Origin of the sequence: Paraburkholderia sediminicola, from assembly GCF_046026855.1 — a bacterium.
Classification (GTDB): domain Bacteria; phylum Pseudomonadota; class Gammaproteobacteria; order Burkholderiales; family Burkholderiaceae; genus Paraburkholderia; species Paraburkholderia sediminicola_A.
On the sequence record NZ_JAQQET010000015.1, the window covers coordinates 120,472 to 141,183 of the forward strand.

At 60.2% G+C, this 20,712-nt stretch carries 20 protein-coding genes; 8 read left to right on the forward strand and 12 right to left on the reverse strand.

Going from position 1 to position 20,712, the window contains the following annotated elements; translation table 11 throughout:
• Positions 1 to 352 precede the first annotated feature (352 nt).
• The 3 genes from PQR40_RS18290 to phaP all read right to left on the reverse strand — a co-directional run bounded on the left by PQR40_RS18290 (position 353) and on the right by phaP (position 3,162).
• Positions 353 to 1,624: a DUF3443 domain-containing protein gene (locus PQR40_RS18290; RefSeq protein ID WP_408387899.1), complete on the reverse strand. Its 1,272-nt coding sequence runs from the start codon at positions 1,622 to 1,624 to the stop codon at positions 353 to 355.
• Between the two features lie 11 nt (positions 1,625 to 1,635).
• A complete protein-coding gene (locus tag PQR40_RS18295) occupies positions 1,636 to 2,085 on the reverse strand; it encodes a DUF2844 domain-containing protein (protein ID WP_408387983.1) in 450 nt (149 codons plus the stop codon).
• Between the two features lie 654 nt (positions 2,086 to 2,739).
• Positions 2,740 to 3,162: a TIGR01841 family phasin gene (gene phaP / locus PQR40_RS18300; RefSeq protein WP_408228256.1), complete on the reverse strand. Its 423-nt coding sequence runs from the start codon at positions 3,160 to 3,162 to the stop codon at positions 2,740 to 2,742.
• Between the two features lie 351 nt (positions 3,163 to 3,513).
• On the opposite strand from phaP, the gene PQR40_RS18305 reads away from it, so the two are divergent.
• Both PQR40_RS18305 and PQR40_RS18310 read left to right on the forward strand, forming a co-directional pair.
• Positions 3,514 to 3,957 carry a hypothetical protein gene (locus tag PQR40_RS18305; protein ID WP_408228259.1) on the forward strand — a complete coding sequence of 148 codons (444 nt, stop codon included), beginning with the start codon at positions 3,514 to 3,516 and terminating at the stop codon, positions 3,955 to 3,957.
• Positions 3,958 to 4,561: 604 nt separating this feature from the next.
• Positions 4,562 to 5,332 carry a DUF4410 domain-containing protein gene (locus PQR40_RS18310; RefSeq protein ID WP_408387901.1) on the forward strand — a complete coding sequence of 257 codons (771 nt, stop codon included), beginning with the start codon at positions 4,562 to 4,564 and terminating at the stop codon, positions 5,330 to 5,332.
• A gap of 118 nt (positions 5,333 to 5,450) precedes the next feature.
• On the opposite strand, the gene PQR40_RS18315 is transcribed toward PQR40_RS18310, so the two are convergent.
• Positions 5,451 to 6,548, reverse strand: a complete 1,098-nt coding sequence (locus PQR40_RS18315) for an NADH:flavin oxidoreductase/NADH oxidase (RefSeq protein ID WP_408228265.1) — start codon at positions 6,546 to 6,548, stop codon at positions 5,451 to 5,453.
• An 87-nt stretch (positions 6,549 to 6,635) separates the two neighbouring features.
• On the opposite strand from PQR40_RS18315, the gene PQR40_RS18320 reads away from it, so the two are divergent.
• Positions 6,636 to 6,965, forward strand: coding sequence for an ArsR/SmtB family transcription factor (locus tag PQR40_RS18320; protein WP_408228560.1), 330 nt, complete (start codon positions 6,636 to 6,638; stop codon positions 6,963 to 6,965).
• A 39-nt stretch (positions 6,966 to 7,004) separates the two neighbouring features.
• Here the strand turns inward: PQR40_RS18320 and PQR40_RS18325 are convergent, their stop codons facing one another.
• From PQR40_RS18325 to PQR40_RS18355, 7 genes are all read right to left on the reverse strand, one after another.
• Positions 7,005 to 8,363 (reverse strand): sensor histidine kinase, encoded by a 1,359-nt coding sequence (locus PQR40_RS18325; RefSeq protein ID WP_408228268.1) that lies wholly within the window; start codon positions 8,361 to 8,363, stop codon positions 7,005 to 7,007.
• Between the two features lie 27 nt (positions 8,364 to 8,390).
• Positions 8,391 to 9,080 (reverse strand): response regulator transcription factor, encoded by a 690-nt coding sequence (locus PQR40_RS18330; protein WP_408509518.1) that lies wholly within the window; start codon positions 9,078 to 9,080, stop codon positions 8,391 to 8,393.
• A 10-nt stretch (positions 9,081 to 9,090) separates the two neighbouring features.
• Complete coding sequence (locus PQR40_RS18335; protein WP_408387905.1) at positions 9,091 to 9,909, reverse strand: MipA/OmpV family protein; 819 nt, start codon at positions 9,907 to 9,909, stop codon at positions 9,091 to 9,093.
• 231 nt (positions 9,910 to 10,140) lie between these two features.
• Positions 10,141 to 10,752, reverse strand: coding sequence for a glutathione S-transferase family protein (locus PQR40_RS18340; RefSeq protein WP_408337176.1), 612 nt, complete (start codon positions 10,750 to 10,752; stop codon positions 10,141 to 10,143).
• 180 nt (positions 10,753 to 10,932) lie between these two features.
• Complete coding sequence (locus tag PQR40_RS18345; RefSeq protein ID WP_408337174.1) at positions 10,933 to 11,910, reverse strand: zinc-binding dehydrogenase; 978 nt, start codon at positions 11,908 to 11,910, stop codon at positions 10,933 to 10,935.
• Between the two features lie 150 nt (positions 11,911 to 12,060).
• Positions 12,061 to 12,651, reverse strand: a complete 591-nt coding sequence (locus PQR40_RS18350; RefSeq protein ID WP_408387909.1) for a TetR/AcrR family transcriptional regulator — start codon at positions 12,649 to 12,651, stop codon at positions 12,061 to 12,063.
• Positions 12,652 to 12,775: 124 nt separating this feature from the next.
• On the reverse strand, positions 12,776 to 14,032 hold the full coding sequence (locus tag PQR40_RS18355) for a flavin-dependent oxidoreductase (protein ID WP_408509519.1): 1,257 nt from the start codon (positions 14,030 to 14,032) through the stop codon (positions 12,776 to 12,778).
• Between the two features lie 290 nt (positions 14,033 to 14,322).
• Between PQR40_RS18355 and gtdA the strand changes: the two genes are divergently transcribed.
• From gtdA to PQR40_RS18375, 4 genes are all read left to right on the forward strand, one after another.
• Positions 14,323 to 15,375 (forward strand): gentisate 1,2-dioxygenase, encoded by a 1,053-nt coding sequence (gtdA, locus tag PQR40_RS18360; RefSeq protein ID WP_408337170.1) that lies wholly within the window; start codon positions 14,323 to 14,325, stop codon positions 15,373 to 15,375.
• Positions 15,376 to 15,435: 60 nt separating this feature from the next.
• On the forward strand, positions 15,436 to 16,134 hold the full coding sequence (locus PQR40_RS18365; RefSeq protein ID WP_408509520.1) for a fumarylacetoacetate hydrolase family protein: 699 nt from the start codon (positions 15,436 to 15,438) through the stop codon (positions 16,132 to 16,134).
• A 59-nt stretch (positions 16,135 to 16,193) separates the two neighbouring features.
• Complete coding sequence (maiA, locus tag PQR40_RS18370; RefSeq protein WP_408228295.1) at positions 16,194 to 16,838, forward strand: maleylacetoacetate isomerase; 645 nt, start codon at positions 16,194 to 16,196, stop codon at positions 16,836 to 16,838.
• Positions 16,839 to 16,959: 121 nt separating this feature from the next.
• Positions 16,960 to 17,448 carry a MarR family winged helix-turn-helix transcriptional regulator gene (locus tag PQR40_RS18375; protein WP_408228298.1) on the forward strand — a complete coding sequence of 163 codons (489 nt, stop codon included), beginning with the start codon at positions 16,960 to 16,962 and terminating at the stop codon, positions 17,446 to 17,448.
• Positions 17,449 to 17,527: 79 nt separating this feature from the next.
• On the opposite strand, the gene PQR40_RS18380 is transcribed toward PQR40_RS18375, so the two are convergent.
• Entirely contained in the window at positions 17,528 to 19,117 is a 1,590-nt protein-coding gene (locus PQR40_RS18380) for an ABC transporter substrate-binding protein (protein WP_408228301.1), read from the reverse strand.
• A gap of 390 nt (positions 19,118 to 19,507) precedes the next feature.
• Here PQR40_RS18380 and PQR40_RS18385 point away from each other — a divergent pair, with 390 nt between their 5' ends.
• The gene (locus PQR40_RS18385) at positions 19,508 to 20,584 is read left to right on the forward strand and encodes a porin (RefSeq protein WP_408337164.1); all 1,077 of its coding nucleotides are present in this window, start codon (positions 19,508 to 19,510) and stop codon (positions 20,582 to 20,584) included.
• Positions 20,585 to 20,712 lie beyond the last annotated feature (128 nt).

Here is a 20,712-nt window from a genome sequence, read left to right on the forward strand (position 1 = left end):
AACCGGCGAGCGAAGCCGGGGCGGTGCAAACGCCGTTGCAATCGACGCATAGGGCGCATACGGCGCGCGCACGCGCGTTGCAAGCGGTGGCGGCACAACCTGGCGCACAACCTGTCATGCCGCAAGAACCCGAGCAGGCGCCCGTCATGGGGACAACCCTGCCGTCAGCGCCGCCGTTGCAATCCGGGCCCAACGCCGCCAAAGCACCACCCGCCAAACGGGCCGCACGCCGACGCTAGTCCAGTTGCCATACCCGCATATAACACGCTTCCAGCACCCACAAAAAAGCCCACTGCCAAATGAACCGGCAGCGGGCTTTTCCCATCAGCGCCAAACCTGGCTATCGGTCAGGTCAATACGCGACGTAAGGCCCCGTACCACCAGGTGTCGCCTGCTGCTCGACAGCGGCATACACATTACGACCGTAGAAGAACGGCAGGCCCCAGTCGAAAATCGACGACGTCACAAAGGCCGGTCCCGCCAGCAAGGGCAACGCCGAATCGCCACTGTACGTCTGCGAAATCGTATTGGCATTGCCGACGCTGAAGTTCACCGCGCTCGTCGTGCCGTTCGCTCCCTGGATCATTGCACTCAACGACTGAGTCGACACCGGGCAGTAGTACGCGCTGTTGGGGCTCGCGCAGGCCGGCATTGCGCTGGTCTGGAAGAACAGGCCCGTCGAGCCGCTGTCCAGAATACTGCTCGAATACGTCGAGCCATTCTGCACCGTCGTAAACGTGCCGTTCGATGGGCTCACACCGATCACCTGCGCGCTGCCCAGCGCATTGTTGCTCTGCGTGCCGATGCCGAACACCAGTTGCCCGGTAACGGACTGCGCTCCGCCAGACACCATCGGCAGGCTCAGCATGGAACCGTTGTTGTCCGTGGTGAAGTACGGCACCGGATTGGCAACCTGCAGCGCTTCAGCGAGCGGGATCGATTTGCATGCCGTGCCATTGCAACCGTAATACGTACCGGTTACGGCCTGCTGCACGCAGTTCGCGCCGCAGTCATGCTTGAACACGCCGATACCCAGAATGCCATTGGCCTGCAGCGTACCCGGCGTATTGCGCGACGCACCGAAGCTGGCGCAATCTGACGGCAGCGACGCGTAGTTCGGGTCGATCACCTGAATCGGCAGAGAGGCCGCTTTTTCACCGGCGATCTGCAGGTCGGCAAGCTTCACCGAACCCCACGTGTAGCCGTCGAAGAACTGCATGCATTCGGCGATCAGATTGCCCGAGCCGTCCTTCTCTTGCGGCAGCGTCATCGAAGCGGGCAATTGCGAGGCGAACACGCGCACGCCCCACGAACCGGTGTCCACCAGGATGTGATCGATGGTTTGGCACTGGCTGGTCCCGGGCGCGCAAATCGTAATGCTGACGAACGGCATGTTCGGCACGTTGCTCACGCCGGAGTCGACCGTCACGCGCACCGCGTTGGCAGCCACCACTTGCGGCGAAGGCGAGGTATTGGTGACGGTGGGACCGGCCGCGCTCGTCGTGCTGCTGGAATTCGCCGAGGAGCCGGAGCCGCTGGAGCCACCGCCGCCGCCGCAGGCACTGACGAGCACGGCGAGCAGCGCCGCGCAGAACAAGGTAAGCAACGAAGACTGATGACGCATGATCGGCCCCGTTATTGAATGACGCCGACATCGACGCCCGCGGGCACCGCTTGCGGCAGATAGGCATAACCGGCAAACGCGCGCAGATGGCCGCCGGAGTAGACAACCAGATCGCTGTTGGACACCGCGAGCGGCGTGCCACGGCGCGTCGCGGTTGCGGCGACGTATTGGTCGAACGAAGTGCCCAGCATGGATCTCAGATCCGGCAGCGTCGGACCTTGCCACGCGACGCCGAACACGATGCCGTTGGGCGCGACGTACTCGCGCACCAGCGTGCCGGACGGCATCGTCATCAGGTGCACGGAATACGCGCTTTGCGTAGTGGCCGTATGAGCAACTGCGTGCAGGCGTGTCTGATCGCTGTCGACAGTGCTGACGTTCTGGCCGAGCGTGGCGTGCGCGGCAAACGACAGCGCGCAGCTTGCCCCGAGCATTGCGCGAGCAATGCTTGTAGAAAGCATCGGTTTCAAGAGATTTCCTTCGAGGTGAAACGTTCGTGGCCAGCGGGTAAGCCGATCACGAACGGGAATTCAGGGGCGCACTCCTGACCGGCTATGCCGGTATTGCATTCAGACCGGTTGGGTTGCGTGAATGCGTCTACGGAGTGGCAGCGCGAAACTTTAGGCGTCGCGCGGAGGTGAAGCAATCGTTTGCGAGACGATTTAAACCTTCTGCAATCACTGCGCCGTTCGATACCGTTTGATGTTTTCTGACAGGATCACCAAGGGGCGGTGCTTAAGCGCACATTTTTCCGATGTGTTCTGTTTAAAGCGAACATACGCATCAGGTAGCGGGGCCGCAGCAGAAAAATATCGATGCGTGCAGCATGTGTCGAACGATGTAAGCGAACGCTGAATAATTCGAGGCTGCGAGCTTATTCTTTAGCTTATTCATCTGACAATTGCGGCGTGTACAGACCGCTTTTGCGTGAACAGAAAATCACGGGACAAGCGCGACTCGAGGCAAAAAAAATGCCGCGGATAACTTGATCGTTATCCGCGGCACTGGGTACTTCATTGCGACTTTCCTGCTAATTCATTGCGGCTTCCGCGCGCCGCGCCGGATCTGGATCTGGATCTGGATCTGGATCACAAGATTCAGCGCGGCCGCGTCCGTTACTTTTTCTGCTGCAAGAGCGACTTAAGCTCCTGCACATTTTCTTCTACGCGTTTTGCGATCACCGCATACGACTCAGCCTGCGTCTGATATGCGGCTTGCGCCAACTGCTGCATGTCGGCGAGCGACTTATGCAGGCTTTGCTGGATCAGCTCGGCGGCTTTCGCCGGAGGCGCAGCGCCGCCGGCCGACAACTGCCCTGTGAGCGACTGCAATTCGCCCAGCGTGGTACGCAGCATCTCGGTCTGTTTCTGGGCGAGCGACTGCATGCCCTGGAATGCCGTCTGATTCGCCTGAACCAGTGCTTCCATGTCCTTGCGTCGCGCTTCCATGATGGCGGGTACGTCGAAGCCGGGAAGCTTGAACTGCTCCAGCATTTTGGTGAAATCGCCAAACGGATTGGCGGCGTCAGGTTGGCTCATGCGAAATCCTCCTTAACGGTTGAATACTCGCCCGTGTGCATCGCCGCGATGCTTCTCCGGCATATGCACCCGTAGCGTCGCGTGCGCCGCGCCTCCCGCAGACGCCTGCTGCTTCTGGGGTCGGACGGCACATTGCGTTAATCATGCGCCATCCGGCCACATTGCGCCAGCGGGCACACCCTGGCGTCGGCCGCCTCCTTGCCGGACTGTTTTACCGGTTCGGCCACGCAGAATGCAAGGCTTGGTAAGTTACAGAACGGCTTCAGTAACCCGGTAAAACGGCATGTCGACTATCGTTGCCGATGTGCTGGCGCACTGTTGCGCCAGCGCTGTCTCAATGGGAGCGACATCATGAAAAAAGGATTGCTGGGCGCGGCACTGGCCGCCGTTTTGACCGTGGCTGCGACGGGCGTGTTTGCACAGGAAGCGGCGTCGCCGCCCCCCGCCGCTCACGCGCATGACGAGCCGCATCGCGGCGACAAGCCGTTTGGGCCACACGGGCCGATGGGGCCGGGATTCGCGGTGGTCAACGATCTGGAACAGTTGCGCCGCCTGTATGCAATGAGCGGGCGTGAAGGCGAGATCGTCGCCGTGTATCACGAGGTGTTGAACAAGACGCAAGATCCGATGCTGCGCCACTACGTGTACGACTCGCTGGCCCGCGAGCAGTTGAAGCCGGCCAATACTGACCAGGCCATTGCTACGCTGCGCACCAGTCTGTCGGAGGACCTCGGCGCAGCGAACAGGTCTCCGCACGGCATGCCGGCGGGGATGCAACCGCCTGTGCCGCAATAAAGCGCGGCCGGCTACGCCGCTGGATCACCCCACGTTCGAACGTCGCACGGGAGAGCGGGCATCCCGCGACCCGTGCAATTCATTCCTACGCAAGACCAATTGGAAGCGCTCCCGCCAAACCGCAGCGCAGCCGTTCGGCGCGCTACGTTAGCTTTCGCACATAGCAGCCTTTCTGCCTACTTTTCATCTTCCCTCAGGTGATTAGGATAAGAGCACTGCAACGCTAGTGCCTGGTGAATAATGCGCTACCCGCTGAATATGGCCGTCGCCGCCGCCCTTCTCGTCTTCGTTCTTTGCTGCATCGTCAAGCTCGCCTTGAATTGATGCCCTGTCGCCGTACTTTCACCCCATGCCAAACCCGCCTTGCAACTGCATGTTTCGCCGTGACATAGCGCGAAATAATTGCTGAATGGAGTTTGCGAAGCGACACACCCATACTTCGTTTCGCTGCCGGTGCGTACGAAAAAAGACGCATGAGATCAAGGGTGCTTTTTGTGCAAATACGCGTTCGAATGCGTTCCCGATGATTAACGATCCACGGTTGCCCGATCATCGGAAGATGCGTTCGAACCTAATGGCACCGCGTGCCGACGACAGGATGAACATGTTCACTTCAGTGAGTTTCCTCAAACAGAATGCCGCCCGTTTTGCATGCATCGCCATGGTCTGCGGCAGCGCGCTCCTGACCGGCTGCGCCGGCGGCAGCATCAACAACGCAAGCCAGACCAGCGCACAGCCGCAAGTGCACCCGGACACCATTTATGTCTACACCTTCGACAGCAATCCGGACCAGGTGAAGCTGGACAATGGCGGCATGCTGCAGAAATTGAAATCACAGCTCGAAGGCTCATCTGCCGCGCAAAAACAATCCGCCGACGCGATCGCCGTGCGTGAGCAGGTCGCCAACGAAATCGTGCATCAGTTGCAATCAATGGGGCTGCGTGCGATTCGCTCGGACATCCCCGCCCCCGCCGATCAGAACGTTCTGCTCGTGCAAGGCAGCTTCGACACGATCGACTCGGGTAATCGCCGCCGCCGCGTGCTGATCGGTCTGGGCGCAGGCAAGAGCGAAGTGAGCAGCTCCGTGCAGATTCTGTACCAACCGGCGGGCGGCACGGCGCGGCTGGTGCAAAGCTTCAATGCCACCGGCGACAGCGGCAAAGCACCCGGCATGGCAGAAACAGCCGGCGTAGGCGCGGCAGCCGGGAGCATCGCGACCTCGGCAGCCGTGGGCGGCGCCTTGCATGGCGTATCCGAAACGAACAAGGCCGGCGTTTCAGCAGACGCAAAGCGTCTGGCCGACGCGGTGGCAAAACAGGTGGCGCAGATCGGCGTAAGCGGGGGCTGGCTCTCGACGGAACACGTCAAAGGATAAGCAACCCGCAGCAGGTTCGGACTGTTGTAGATCGCGCGCGGCAGAGTGAATGGAATTCACACCCTGCCACGCGCTATTTTTTATGCATTCACAGCCTTCACGTAGCGCCGCGCCGCACTCAGGCAACGGCGTAACGTTCGAGCCAATGCGCGTACGGTGCCGGCAACGTCCACGACGGACGTTCGATACCCAACTTGCGCGCCGCGTGGTACGGCCAGTGCGGATCGGCCAGATGCGCGCGACCGACCATCACCAGGTCCAGTTGCTCGCTCTTGACGGAGCGGTCGGCCAATTCCGGCGTATCGATGCCCCATGCCGACGAAACGGCGATACCGGCCTCGCGGCGCACCCGCTCAGCGATCGGCGCGAGAAACGCCGGCGCCCATGGAATACGTGCCGCAGGCGTGGAGAAACCCACGCTGACGCTCAGCATATCGAGCCCTTCGCGCTTGAAATTCTTCGCCAGTTCGATCGATTCAGCGAGCGTTTCCTCGTCGCGTCCGTCGTATTCGATCACACCGAAACGCGCCGTCAATGGCAGATGCTCAGGCCACACCTTGCGCACGGCGGCCAAGGTTTCCAGCAGGAAGCGGCTACGGTTTTCGAGGCTGCCGCCGTATGCGTCGTCACGGTGATTGGAATGCGTCGAGAAAAAGCTTTGGCCGAGGTAGCCGTGTGCGAAGTGCAACTCAAGCCATTCAAAACCCGCATCAAGGGCTCGTTTGGCCGCGGCGACGAAATCCTCACGCACGCGTGCGATGTCGTCGAGCGTCATCGCCTTCGGCACTTTCGGCAAACCGCCGCCGAAGGCAACCGCCGACGGCGCAATGGTCTGCCAGCCACGCGGATCGGTGTCGGCGATGTGGTCGTCGCCTTCCCACGGCCGGTTGGCGCTGGCTTTGCGGCCCGCGTGACCGATCTGAATGCCCGGCACGGCGCCCGCGGCCTTGATCGACGCGACCACCGGCGCGAAAGCCTGGGCCTGCTCGTCGGTCCAGATGCCCGCGCAGCCCGGCGTGATACGTCCCTCGGGCGATACGGCCGTCGCCTCGACGATCACCAGCCCCGCGCCGCCACGCGCCAGACCGGCGAGGTGCACGCGATGCCAGTCGTTGATCAGGCCGTCTTCGGCGGTGTACTGACACATCGGCGGAATGGCGATACGGTTGCGTAAGGAAACACCCTTGAGCTTGTAGGGCTGAAATAATGCGGACATCAGGCTAAACTCCTGTGAATAGGCTTGTACGGTAGTTCGACAAACATCGAACTACGGAGTATGGCAGAAACCTTTATCATCCGCAGAATGCGCACATATACCCATCCTGCCGCTGAGGACTTCACGCTCGGGCGGCTCTTCCATGCTCTTAGCGACCCGGTGCGCCTCGAGATCGTCCGTCGGCTTTCAGGTGTCGACGAGGCCACCTGCGGCGACCTCGACGGCGGCCGTCCCAAGTCGAGCGTCTCCCACCATTTTCGGATCCTGCGTGAGGCGGGGCTGGTGCGCACGCGCGTTGCCGGCACCGTGCATCAGAATTCGCTGCGGCGCGCCGAACTGGACGCCCGGTTTCCGGGCTTGATGAAGGCGATCATCGAACAGATCGTCAATGAACCGGTGTTAAGCGAACCAGCCTGATAGTCGATTGAAAATCGACTGGGAATCGAGGGTGCGGTGCTACGAAAACCACACTGCGAAGCGCGTGCCCGAGACCAGACTGCTCACGGTCAAACGCCATTCGTGCGCCGTGGCGATCTCCTTGCAGATCGCAAGACCGAGTCCGGCGCCATCATGCTGCGCATCCGGCGCGCGCCAGAACCGCTTGAAGAGAAACGGCAGGTGCTCCTGCCTGATGCCCTGCCCTTCGTCCAGAACCTGCACCGAGACGGCATCGACGCTCAGCACAACCGCGCTATGCGCTGGCGAAGCATTGATCGCGTTCTCGACGATGTTCTTCAGCAGAATGAACAACGCACTTCGGTCCGCCCAGATCGACGGTGGCGCGACGGTGGTTTCGAGCCGAAGCTTCACCTCCTTGCGGTCGGCCTTGCGTGCGAGATAAACCATCACATCCTGCACCACATCGACGATATTCACCTCGCCGAAACTGAAGTTCTGCGACTCGCTGACTTCGGCGAGATGCAGTAGTTGCCGCACCTGACGCGCCATCAGATCGATTTCGCGAAACAGCAAATCCTTGTCGTCGATCCCGGGTTGCAGTTCGATCTGACCGCGGATCAAGGTGAGCGGCGTCTGCAACTCGTGCGCGGCCGACGCGAGAAACTGCTGCTGCACGGCGAAGCCGTTTTCGAGCCTGTCGAGCGCTTCGTTGAAGGCATGGATCAGCGGCTTGATTTCACTCGGAACGCCCTCGATCGAAAGACGCGTCGTGAGGTTGCGCGGCGTGATGCGCGCAGCCGCACGCGATGCCTCTCTAAGCGGCTTGAGCACCCGATGCACGGTAAATGGGAAAGTCAGGCCGAAAATGATCGTGGCCACGACAATGATCGTCTTGATGATGGCCGGTATCGGCTTGACCTTGTTGGCTATCAGCGCGCCGACGAAACGCTCGGCCGTTGCGGTCTGGATGTAGAAGACCATCGGGCCATGCGCAACCCGCAGCGTCAGGACTGCGAATGGCTTCGTGCCTATCTCCGTCCGCTGAACATCGCCGACGGACCCGGATAGATCGCCTGCAATCCATGCTTCACTTCCCTTGGCACCGTTCGAAGCCAGCAACACGTTGCGGTGGTCGTCGAGTACCCGGTATTTCAGTTCCGTCGGCGCCACCTCGAAGAGCCACGCCATCTGCGTGGGAAGCGCCACGGAAACCGGACGGCCGGCACCGTCGAAGCGGAGTCCGTGCGCGATCGCTTTGGCACTTTCCATCTCCTCGTGCAGCCCGAGCATCTGCTGAGGGAAATGATTGAATGCATAGGTGGCGGCCGTTGCCAGCACGGTCAGGCTGATGGCGAGCGCAACGATACTGGTCACCCAAAGCCGCGCGGACAAACTGCGAATCCAGTGATTGAGCATGTTGAGCAATTGGCCGTTGATTTAATGCTACCCGGTGAGCCCTGCGGCTACCTGGAGCGCGAAGCCCGCGCCGCGAATATTGGCAAGCCGCGTCGTCGCGCCAACCGCGGTCAACTTCTTGCGCAGACGATGCAACGTGACTTCGAGCGCGTTAGGCGTGACGGCGTCGCCGAGCCCCCACGCAGCATGTTCGAGCGCCGCATGCCGCACGGTGGTGCCCGCGGCCTTCGCGAGGCACAGCGCAATCTGCAACTCGGCGGGCGCCAGCAGAACAGACTGCGCGCCACAGCGCATTGCATGTTGCTGCGGATCGACCGTGATGTCGCCGAACGAGATCACCAGTTCCGCCAGCGCCACTGGACGGCGCATCAGCGTACGCACCCGCGCAACCAGCTCACTCATGGCGAAGGGCTTGGTCACGTAGTCGTCCGCGCCGTTTTCCAGTCCGTCGACGCGGTCATGCAGCGCGTCGCGTGCCGTCAGCATGAGCGAGGGCGTCATCTGCCCTGCCGCGCGTAATGTCCGCAGAAAAGCCAGGCCGTCGCCGTCCGGCAAACCACGATCGATGATGAGCACCGCATAGTCGGCCCGACTCACACCATAATTCGCCGCCGAAATGGTGCCGAACACATCGGTTTCGATGCCTGCCGCGGAAAGCGCCTGGCGGATCATGCCGGCCAGGCGCTCGTGGTCTTCGATCAGTGCGACTCGCGACATGCGGCGGGGCTCAATTGAATTCGTAAAGGTAACCGACCCTGGCTTGCGGAATATAGCGCTTACCCACCAGCGGGCTGTCGGTGATGCCGCTGCCAAGGTGGGCGACGCCGACGTCGAGGATCAGAATCTGATGGCGGGTGAACTTGTAGTCGATACGCGTTCCCACCGAGATGTCGTAGGTCGCCTTGCCAGTATATTCCGGGCGCCCGGCGCGCACTTCGGATGAACGCACGCCGTAATAATAATCGACATATTTGCTGCTCAACCAATCCACGCCGGCGTGAGGTTCGAACTCGAATTTGCCGTATTCGAACGACTTGCTGAAGTCGATGGTGGCTTTCTGCCCTCTGTTACCGCCTTCCAGAAAATCCCCCGAAAGCGTGCCGTATGCGGTGTGCCAGGCGAGTGCCGGGCCGTACCAGAACGTGCCATTGCGGTTCTGCATGCCGCTCAGAATCGGGGCATCGGACGCTTTGTAGCCGTCGCCGATCGCGTATTGTCCGCGCAACGCGAGACTGACGTTGTCCCACTTGCCGATCTTCAGATCGACAGCCGTACCAAACGCATGCACCCATTTGTTGTCGAACGAAATCAGCGGAATCGGCGTGTATTTCGTGCCGTAGCCTTTGTAGGGCGCCTGCTCGATGCCCGCGCCGACGCCCAGGCCCCAATGCGTCACATTGGTCGAATTGTTCAGCACGGCGAAGCCCGTATCGTCCGCCGTGGGCGGTTCCGGGTTTTCGCCGTCGGCCCATGCGGCCCCCGAAACCATGAAGAACGATGCGATCGCCAACGGAAACCAGCGCTCACGGCAAAGAGATTTTTTCACGTCGAGTCCTGAGTTGATGGATGAGGCGGCATCGACTCTACGACTGCTGGACTTACTCGTTACTTACTCAAAGCGGTGAGAACTGGCATCTCCGGCGGCGGGGTGACGGCGAATGATCAGAACCGGTGCCTCATACCCGCGGCCACCACAACCTGCTCGCGGGTCGACGAAGCCACCAGCTTCGTTCGAGAAGCCGTAAAGCGCGCCGAATCGGCAGCAGCGCTCAACCGCTTACGCGCCGCCTTTTTCCATCGCGCGTTGGTACGCAGGACGCGCCTCGATACGATCGACGAACGCAGTGATATTCGGGAATCTGTCGCGTCCGCAAAACTTCAGGCACGTCTGGGCAACGAACGAGAGTTGGATATCGACGCCCGTCAGTTCATCGCCCATGAAGTATTCGCGGCCTGCCAGTTCCTGATTCAGAAAACCCAGGTGATTCCTCAACTCGCTTTCGATTCTCGGTTGCAAGGGGGCCGCACCGTCGCCAAGACGTGCCGTGTACACCTTCAACATGAGCGGCAGCATGGCAGAGCCTTCCGCATAGTGCAGGAACTGCGCGTAACGGTCGTACTCGTCGGTTCCGTATGCCGGCGCGAGGCGCCCATTGCCATGGCGGCGAATCAGATAATCCACAATCGCGCCCGATTCGAAAACCACCTTCTCGCCGTCGCGAATCACCGGGGCCTTGCCCAGCGGATGGATCGCCATCAGTTCCGGTGGCGCGAGACGGGTTTCCGGATTCCGCTGGTATTGAACGAGCTTGTAGTCGAGGCCGAGTTCCTCCAGCAACCAGGTAATGCGGCGCGAACGGGATTCGTTGAGATGATGGACTTCGATCATGGATTGGGATTTTGAGTCGGTGAGAGAAAGTGCGGGCAACGTCTGCCCTGAAACCACTCGACGATTCGCGTAGTTTCAGGGCAGACGTTGGAAATAGTATCTTGCGATCTTGCATCGGCACGGCACTGCATGGCACGAGCTTGTGTGCCATGCAGCGACACGCCTCTGTCCGTTGGAACGTTAGAACCGCAGTAGCACCTTGCCCTTGCGCGCGCTCTTCTCGCTTGCCGTTGCCGCTTGTGCCACGCTCCCGACATCGAAGACGGCTTCGACCGGCAGCTTCAACTCACCCGATGCAGCGAGCCTCAGCAGTTCGCCGATCATGCGCGCTTTATCCGCGCCCGACGTGACCTCGAAAATTTTGCTTGCCCAGAAACCCTTGACGGTCGCCTGCTTGAAGATCGCATCGCCGGAACTGATCCGCATCAATTCACCGGACATGGCGCCGAACGAAACCAGGGTGCCGTTTTCACCAAGCAGACCGAAGATGTCGCCGCTGGCATCGCCACCGACCGAATCGACACCTGCCACGAGCGGCGCGTCGCCAACGATGTCACGAACCTGCGTCTTCCAGCCATCGCTTTCGGTCGATACCGCATTGCCGATGCCCACTTCGGCCAACTCCGCAATGCCCGCCTCGCGCCGGACCAGATTGACCACATTGATGCCGCGCGCGTTGGCCAGCATCGCCAGCGTCTTGCCAACCGCACCGTTCGCCGTGTTCTGGATGAACCACTGACCGGGTTCCAGATGCAGATATTCGAGCAGCATCACCGCGCTCAATGGCATGGCGATCAACTGACAGCCTGTTTCGTCGCTGATCGCATCGGGCAACGGGACCACCACGGCCGCCGGCGCCAGAACATAATCGGCCCAGGCTTCGTGAATGCCGGCCACCACCACGCGCTGACCGGGCTTCAAATGTTCGACACCCGCGCCGATCGCGTCGATCACACCAGCAACTTCAGTGCCGCCCACGGCCGGCAGTTGCGGCTTGTAGCCGTATTGACCGCGAATCGTCCACAGGTCGTGATTGTGGATCGGCGACAGGGTCGATTTGATGCGCACCTGCCCCGCGCCGGGATTCGGCGTAGAACGTTCCGCGACCTGCAGCACGTCAGCGGGATTGCCGAAAGAGGAATAGATAACGCTACGCACAATCGATCTCCTGGAATGTCCAACGATAAGGGCTCCGCGCTGCACGGAGTGAGTGCTTTTGTGAGTTTCTTTGAGTGCTTCTTCGAATGCTTTGGCTAGTACTTCTGTTCGCTAAGCTTCAAGAGCGCGCCGGCCTCGGCCGCGGAAAAATCAAGGCGCGCGAAGTACGCTGGCGGTGACCGCCATGGCTTGCGCCATCGCGCTTCCATCCTGTCGCAGCTTGGTGACGAGCGCGGCGCCGAGCCACATGTGATAAAGGAGTTCGGCCGCTTCTTTGGTCCGGATCTCCGGCGAAAGCGAACCGTCTGCCTGACCCTCTTCAATCACGGATGCGAGACGCATCATCAGGCGGTCCACGCCGTCGCGCAGCACCACGCGCATCTCATCCGACAGGTCGCCGACTTCCGCGCTCAGCTTCACCACCAGACACTTTTCGTCGCCGTTCTGATCGAGTTGTTCCTGTTGCCATGCGGCCCAATAGCTCAGCAGCTTGTCACGGCCGTTGACACCGGGCTGGCCGAACAGCGCGTCGAGGCGCGCCGCGTAGTCGGCGACGTACTGCTGCAATAGCTCGCTGCCGAACGACTCCTTCGAACCGAAGTAGTGATAGAACGACCCCTTCGGGATCTCGGCAGTCGTCAGAATCTCGTTCAGCCCGACCGCGACAAAGCCTTTGCGCGCGATCAGGGCGCGCCCGGCGTCGAGGATGTGCCTACGAATGTGGGGATGGCTAGCTCTCATGATTGGCGGATTATGGCCTCAATTAGACCAGTCGTCTACAAATTCAGTAAGCGCGAGGAAATGACCGGCTACTCCCATTGCGGAGACCGCCCGACTGGCGGTGCCCCGTTCATCCCGCCTCAAATTATCCTACCCGCTGCTTCGCCTTCAGATCGTCGAGATGAAAACCGGCGACCGTCTTGTACTGATTCGCGATCTGGCTTAGCTCTTCCGCGCTGACCACATCTTCGATCCGCCCGAAGCGCTGTCCCTGCGTGCGCTCGTAAACCACCTGCAAAATCCGGTCGGGCGGTGCCTTGCGGTTCATCAGCACGACATCGCCGGTCGCCTTGACGCGCGCCCGGTCATAGGCAAGCAGCGCTTCCTCGCAGACACCCAGTTCCGCGCAACGGTCTGCCAGAAAGCGCGCGTCCAGAATCGCCTGCCCGGCACCGTTCGAGCCGCGCGGCACCATCGGATGCGCCGCGTCCCCCAACAGCGTGATGCGGCCGAACGTCCAGCGCGGCAACGGATCCTGATCGACCATCGGATATTCCAGAATCGGCTCTGTCGCTTCAATCATCGCGGCCACGTCCAGCCAATCGAAATGCCAGTCCGCGAACGCAGGGAAGAAATCGGCGAGGCGCCCTTTTCCGTTCCAGTCGCGGCGTGCGGGTTGCGGCGACTCGATTTCGGCGACCCAGTTCAGCAACTGATTGCCCGCGGCATCCACGTTGTCGCGGATCGGGTAAATGACCATCTTGCCGTGCGTCAGCCAGCCGGCCCGCACCATGCTGCCACCGGTCAGAAATGGCGGCGCGATGATCGTTCCGCGCCACATGTTGAAACCGGAATAGCGCGGCGCGCCTTCGTTCGGGTAGAACTGTTTGCGAATCGCCGAGTGAATGCCGTCGCATGCCACGATCGCCGCGCCGCTAGCCAGATGATCGTTGCCGGCACTATCGGTAAAGCGCGCGATGGCGCCTGTTTCGTCCTGGGTTGCGCTGATACACCGACGGTCTGTCACAACGCTGTCCGACCCCAGACGTTCAAGAACCGCCTTGAGCAATATGCTTTGCAGGTCGCCGCGATGGATCGAGAACTGCGGATGATCGTAACCGGCGTAACGCCCAGCCGGCTCGCGATAAATCAGTTGCCCGTGGCGATTGAAAAACACCGACTCCTGCGTCGTCACGCCGACCGCCGCCAGTTCAGCGAGCAGATCGAGTTCCGCCAGTTCACGCGTTGCATGCGGCAACAGGTTGATCCCGACCCCGAGTGGCCTGATTTCAGGTGCCGCCTCAAAAATTCGACTCGCGATGCCTGCCTTGTGCAGCGTCAGCGCCAGCGTCAATCCGCCAATCCCTGCACCAACGATGACGACCTCACTATCCTTTTTCATCTGTCTCCTCTTTCGTGATGAGCGCGTAGCAGCGCGCTGTTGAATCCGTCTCCCGCGCCGCATGACTATGTGAAATTTACGCATACGTCTGCCGAAATATAGTGAGCCATTCCGGCTTCGTCAAGCGATTCATCCGGACAACGGAATTCGTTTGACACGGCGATCAAGATTCAATATCTTTTAGGCATACGTCTGCCGATTATTTACCGGCAGCGCCATCATGTATCGCCAGATATACCTACGCCGTTCGACGAAACGCGGTATTTCCAGAAACGAACAGGAGACAAGCAATGGACACCAGCCTTCCCTCGTCAGACAGGAAAGCTTTCTATGAGCAGATCCGCGAACTCAACATGATTCCCCTGTGGGAATCGCTTAGCACTTTGGTGCCGCATCAGCCCAATGGACCCTGCGTGCCCACGCTGTGGAAATGGCGCGATGTGCTGCCTTACATCGAGCAGGCCGGCACATTGATCACGGCAGAGGAGGCCGTGCGCCGCGTGCTCGTGCTCGAGAACCCCGCCCTGCCCGGCCACGCCAGCGTCACGCAATCGCTCTATGCCGGATTGCAGCTGATTCTGCCGGGCGAGGTGGCGCCGGCTCATCGTCACGTGCAATCGGCGTTGCGTTTTATTGTGCATGGCCGTGGCGCTTATACGGCGGTTGATGGCGAACGCACGACCATGATGCCGGGCGACTTCATCATTACGCCGGGCTGGACCTGGCATGATCACGGTAACGACGGCATCGACGGCCACAGCGAACCGGTTGTATGGCTCGACGGCCTGGATATTCCGATGATTCGCTTCTTCGACGCGGGCTTCGAGGAAAAAAGCACGGCCATGTCGCAACGTGTTACCCGGCCCGAAGGTAATGCGCTGGCGCGCTATGGACACAACCTGTTGCCGGTCGACTATCAGCCTTCGTCGCCGACCTCGCCCATTTTCAGCTACCCATACGACCGCACGCGCGAGGTGCTCGAGCGCCTCTATCGCGATGGTGACATCGACGCATGGCACGGCGTCAAGCTGCGCTACGTCAACCCTGCAACCGGCGGCTGGCCCATGCCGACGCTTGCCACGTTCATGCAATATCTGCCGGCCGGGTTCTCCGGCAAACCGTTCCGCAGTACCGACGGCGCCGTGTATTCGGTTGTGGAAGGAACCGGACGCGCGGTCATCGACGGGCAAAGCTTCGAGTTCGGCCCGAAGGATCACTTCGTTGTGCCGTCATGGAAAACGTTCACGCTGCACGCGAACGACGACGCGGTGCTGTTCAGCTTTTCGGACCGGCCGGTGCAAACCGCGCTCAACATTCTGCGCGAAGAAAAACTGGACGCGTGAACGCAACACTGGCGATCGCAGCGATCAGCACAAAACACAATCACACATGGAGAATATTCAATGAATCTGGTCTTTGAGTCCGCGCCCGCGGTAACGGTCCCGGTTGCCGGGTCGGACGACGCGTTTCCCGTCCGGCGCATCTATTGCGTCGGGCGCAACTACGCCGCCCATGCGCGCGAGATGGGTTTCGATCCGGACCGCGAGCCGCCGTTTTTCTTCTGCAAACCGGCCGATGCCATCGTGTATGTCGCACCGGGCACGACGGGTGAATTTCCGTATCCGTCCGAGACGGACAACTGCCACTACGAAATGGAACTGGTCGCTGCAATCGGCAAGGGAGGTAAAAATATCTCTGTCGACGAGGCACTCGGACACGTATTTGGCTATGCACTCGGACTCGATATGACGCGCCGCGATCTGCAAATGGAGATGCGAAAAATGGGGCGCCCATGGGATATCGGCAAGGCGTTCGATCACTCAGCACCGATCGGCCCGCTGCATCGCACTGAACAGACAGGGCATCTGAAAGACGGCACGATCTGGCTGAACGTCAATGGCACGTCGAAGCAACGCGCGGACATCTCGCAGCTGATCTGGTCGGTCGCGGAAACGATCGCCTATCTGTCGTGCTTCTTCGAACTGGTGCCGGGCGATCTGATCTATACCGGCACACCGGAGGGTGTCGGCGCAGTGATCAAGGGCGATACGATGCATGGCGGCATCGACGGTCTCGGCGAACTCCAGGTCAAAGTGGTCTGAACGACTCATGTCACAACGGAGCATAACGCTCGTCATGCTCCGTTCATCGAGGATATTCCGTGCAGCTTCACAATTTTTTTCGCAGCTCCGCATCGTATCGGGTGCGAATTGCGCTAGGTCTGAAAGGCCTGCCGTTCGACTACCTTCCCGTGCATCTGTCTCGCGACGGCGGTGAGCAATTCGCGCCCGCCTATCGCTCGCTCAGTCCGGAGGCGCTGGTCCCTGTGCTCAGGAACGGCGAAGTGTCGCTCCATCAGTCGCTTGCGATCATCGAGTACCTGGACGAACTGCATCCCGAGCCACCGCTACTGCCGCACGATCCGCTCGGCCGCGCCACTGTGCGTGCACTGGCTTTGGACATCGCGTGCGACATCCATCCACTCAATAACCTGCGTGTGCTCAAATACCTTGGCGACACGGCCGGGCTGACAAAAGAAGCACGAGACGCCTGGTATCACCACTGGGTCCACACGGGGTTTTCCGCGCTGGAAACAAGGCTTGCACAAAGTCACACAACGGGTCAATTCTGCTACGGCGATCAACCGACGCTAGCCGATCTCACGCTCGTGCCACAGGTTTTCAATGCGCAACGCTTCAACGTCGATCTGAGCGCCTATCCGGTGCTCAGTCGCATCGCACAGCGCTGCCTGCAGTTGCCTGCATTCGCTGCGGCTGCCCCCGAGCAGCAGCCTGACGCACAGTAACCTGCGCGGATGACGCCCGTCATCCACCCGGCTCTGCGACCAGCCGTCCGCACTGCGCGATAATATCGGCCAGTCACACTTGCCGCCCGACCGCGGGCGGCCCACTTCCAGATACGAGTCCATGGCAAAGAACCCTGTGGCGCGCGAGACGCGCCAGACTCCGCTCGACCGTCTGTACGCCCGCCCCGGCTTCATGATCCGGCGTGCCCATCAGATCTCGACCGACCTCTTCATCGAAGCCTGCGCTGCGCTCGATATGACGCCCAGCCAATACGGCGTGCTGTATATCCTCTTTCACAGCGGCCCACTCGAACAGATTGGCATCGCGCGCCTGATCGGCCTCGACCGCTCGACCACCGCACTCGTCGTCAAGATTCTGAGTGAGCGCGGCCTGCTCGAAAAAGCAAAAAGCGAAACGGACCAGCGCAAAGTGGAAATCTCGCTGACCGAAGCGGGCCGGCAATGCTTCCGTCAATGCGAGCGCTACGCGCAGAAATCGGTCGAAGCGTTGCTCGCGCCATTCGAGCCTGCCGAGCGCACGCAATTTCTCGCGCTACTCGACAAGTTCGTTTCGCACTTCAACGACAACACACGCGTGACCTTGGGATAACACGAATCGGCGAGCCCAAGCTCGCCGATTCGTTCACCGCTAGTGCAGCTCGCTAGAGGCACACAGCGGCGCTCACCGATTACTTCGCCGGTGCGGCGTCGAACCCGTACATTTGCGAATCGACGCGCGGCACGATATGAATCCCGTTACGCGCGGCGAAAGTCGAAACCTGCAGATGCGTCGGGATGATGCCGACTTCATCGTGCAATACCTTCGACGTTTCCTGGTAAAGCGCTTCGCGCTTCGCATCGTCGACCGTTGCCAGCCCCGCATTCAACGGCTTCCAGAAGTTCGGCGAATCGTACGTCTGGATATTGATCTTGCGGAACGGATTGTTGGTCGGATTCGAAAACAGCGACTCGAGCTGCACACCCATGTCGCCCGCATCCGCACCCCAGCCGATCATGAAGAAGCCCAGTTGCAGCTGGTTCACGCGCGAGATGAACGTACCCATCGGCTGCGTCTCAACCTTGGTCTTGCAACCGATGCGTGTCAGCATTTGCGCGACACCTTGCGCCAGTTGCGAATCGTTGACATAGCGATCGTTCGGCGCAAAGAGTGTCAGCGAAAAGCACTCGGGATAACCGGCTTCGGCCAGCAGCTTTTTTGCTTCATCGGGTTTGTACGGATCGGGCGGCAGCGCCGGGTTGTAGCCGAACATCGTGCTCGGCACGCTGTTCTGCGTCGCCACACCTAAACCCTGCAAGACGCGATCGACCAGCACCTGGCGATTGATGGCGAGCGAGAACGCACGGCGCACACGCACATCCTTGAACGGATTCTTGCCCAACGGTTTACCGTTGTTGTCTGTCACATACGGCGCGTTGTCGTTTAGCTGATTCATCACCCAGAAGACCATTAACGTGCTGGGCTTCGTGTAGACGGCAAGCTTTTTGTCAGCCTTGATGCGCGTCACATCCGCGCTTGGCACATCGATCACCGCGTCGACGTCGCCCGACAGAATGGCCGCCACACGCGCCGCAGCGTTCGGCAGGATGCGCACCGTCACCTTGTCATAGGCCGGCTTGTCACCCCAATACCCGTCGTTGCGAACGAGTTCGACACGGTCGCCCCGCAAAAAGCGGGAAAACTTGTAAGGCCCTGTACCGACAAGGCCCTTACCGGTTTCGAAGTCTTCGCTCTTGAGTCCCTGCGTGTCTTTCTTCGACAGCATGAAAATCATCGACAGATAGTTTGGCAGCACTGCCAACGGACGGGCCGTGGTCAATTTGACCGTGTACGGATCGACCACCTGCACCTTGGTGATGTCTTTCGTGAAGACCCCGAATGTAGCCGGCGAATTGGTCAGCGTGTCGGGACGCGCGAGCGAATAGACCACATCGTCTGCCGTGAACGACGAGCCGTCCTGGAACTTGACGTTCTTGCGCAGCTTGATTTCCCACGTCTTATCGTCGAGTGGTTTCCACGACTCGGCGAGACCGGGCTGCAAGCGGCCATCTGGCGACATGTCGATCAACGGCTCGAACACGTTACGCGCAACGTTGCGGTTGCCCGGCAAGTTGGCGAACTGTGGATCGAGCGACGTTACGTCCGCACTGACCCCGTACTTGAATTCCGCTGCACCTGCATTCTGCTGCACGAACACGCTCGCGGCCAACGCACCGGCCATGACTGCCAGCCGGCCCCAGCCCCGCAATGTTGTTCCCATCTCCGTCTCCTATATGTGCAGAACCCGCAAGGGTACCCGCTTTATTGAGGGAACCGTCAACGGTTCCCATCTGAAAACAGCGCGCCGAACTGAGCACCCGCGCAATAACGGCAAGTGCACGGCTGCGTCACTTCGTGTTTACGAGCATCTTCATCGCGTCAAAATGCCTTCTGTATAACTATATTATCGTTATACACTTCTATCGAAGTCAAGCACTGCTCAAGTTGATGACGGGCGATGCAGGACCGCCGCGCGGCCTTTCGTTCACACAACGAAATGGTTGCGCGTGCAACACGTTGCGAGGCACGAATAACTGCGAACGAAGCCTCGCAAAACATGCGGCATCTTCAACAAAACTGGCGCAGACTATTCATGGAAAGGAGACAAACAATGAGAAAGACCCTCGCCGTACCACTTGCTGCCGTGTCACTTTGTACTTTTGCAGCAGGTGCACAGGCGCAGAGCAGTGTGACGATTTACGGGATCGTCGACTCGGGCATCAGCTACGTTAGCAACAGCAACGGTCATTCCGCGTGGGTCTTCGACACGGGTGTCCCACAAGGCAACCGGCTCGGCTTCCAGGGTACAGAAGATCTCGGTGGCGGCATGAAAGCGCTGTTTCGTCTCGAGAACGGCTTCAATCTGAACAACGGCACGCTCGGACAAGGTGGCATCTTCGGGCGCCAGGCTTACGTCGGCCTGTCGAATCAGATCGGTACGCTGACGATGGGCCATCAGTACGACTTCATGGGCGACATCATCGGCAACTATTCGATCGCCTATGTCGCCGGCGTGTATGCGTTCCATCCGGGTGACTACGACCGCGTATCGGGCGACCGACTGGACAACACGGTCAAATTCGTCAGTAATAATTTCGGCGGCTTCACCGCTGGCGCGATGTATGGTTTCGGTAATACAGCCGGCAACTTCCATCAGAACAGCTCGATGAGTTTCGGCCTGACCTACGATCATGGCCCGCTCAGTCTCGGCGCGGCCTATACGGACATCAACAACTTCCGCATCGATCCGATCAACGATCTGGGCGTCAACACGCTGTTCGGCCAGTCGCTGACGGGTCCGATCGTGGCGGACAGCATGAAGACATGGGGACTCGGCGGCAGCTATTCGATCGGCAAGTTCGGCATCATGGCGAACTACACCGGCACGCGGATCTCGTACATGGGTAACGCGTCGACACTCACTTCACTGGAAGGCAGCTTGCTGTACCACTTCACGCCGGCGCTGGTCGGTGGCGCAGGGTACACGTGGACGAAGCTCGAGAGTTCGCACTGGGGCCAGACGTCGGTCGGGCTCGACTACTTCCTGTCGAAACGCACCGACGTGTATGCAGAAGTGAACTATCAACAGGCGAGCGGTGACGGTACGCGTGCGGTGATTCTGACGCTGCCGACGTCGAGCACCAACAAGCAGGTCGTCGCCGGCATTGGTATCCGCCACAAGTTCTGACCGATTGATCGCGAGACGTGCCGCTCGATGGCGAGAGTCGAGCGGCACAAATTTATGCCGGCGTAAGCCGGTTTTTTTGCACCGTCGGATTAGGGCACACGCGGATTCACTGACTCACGTTCACGTTT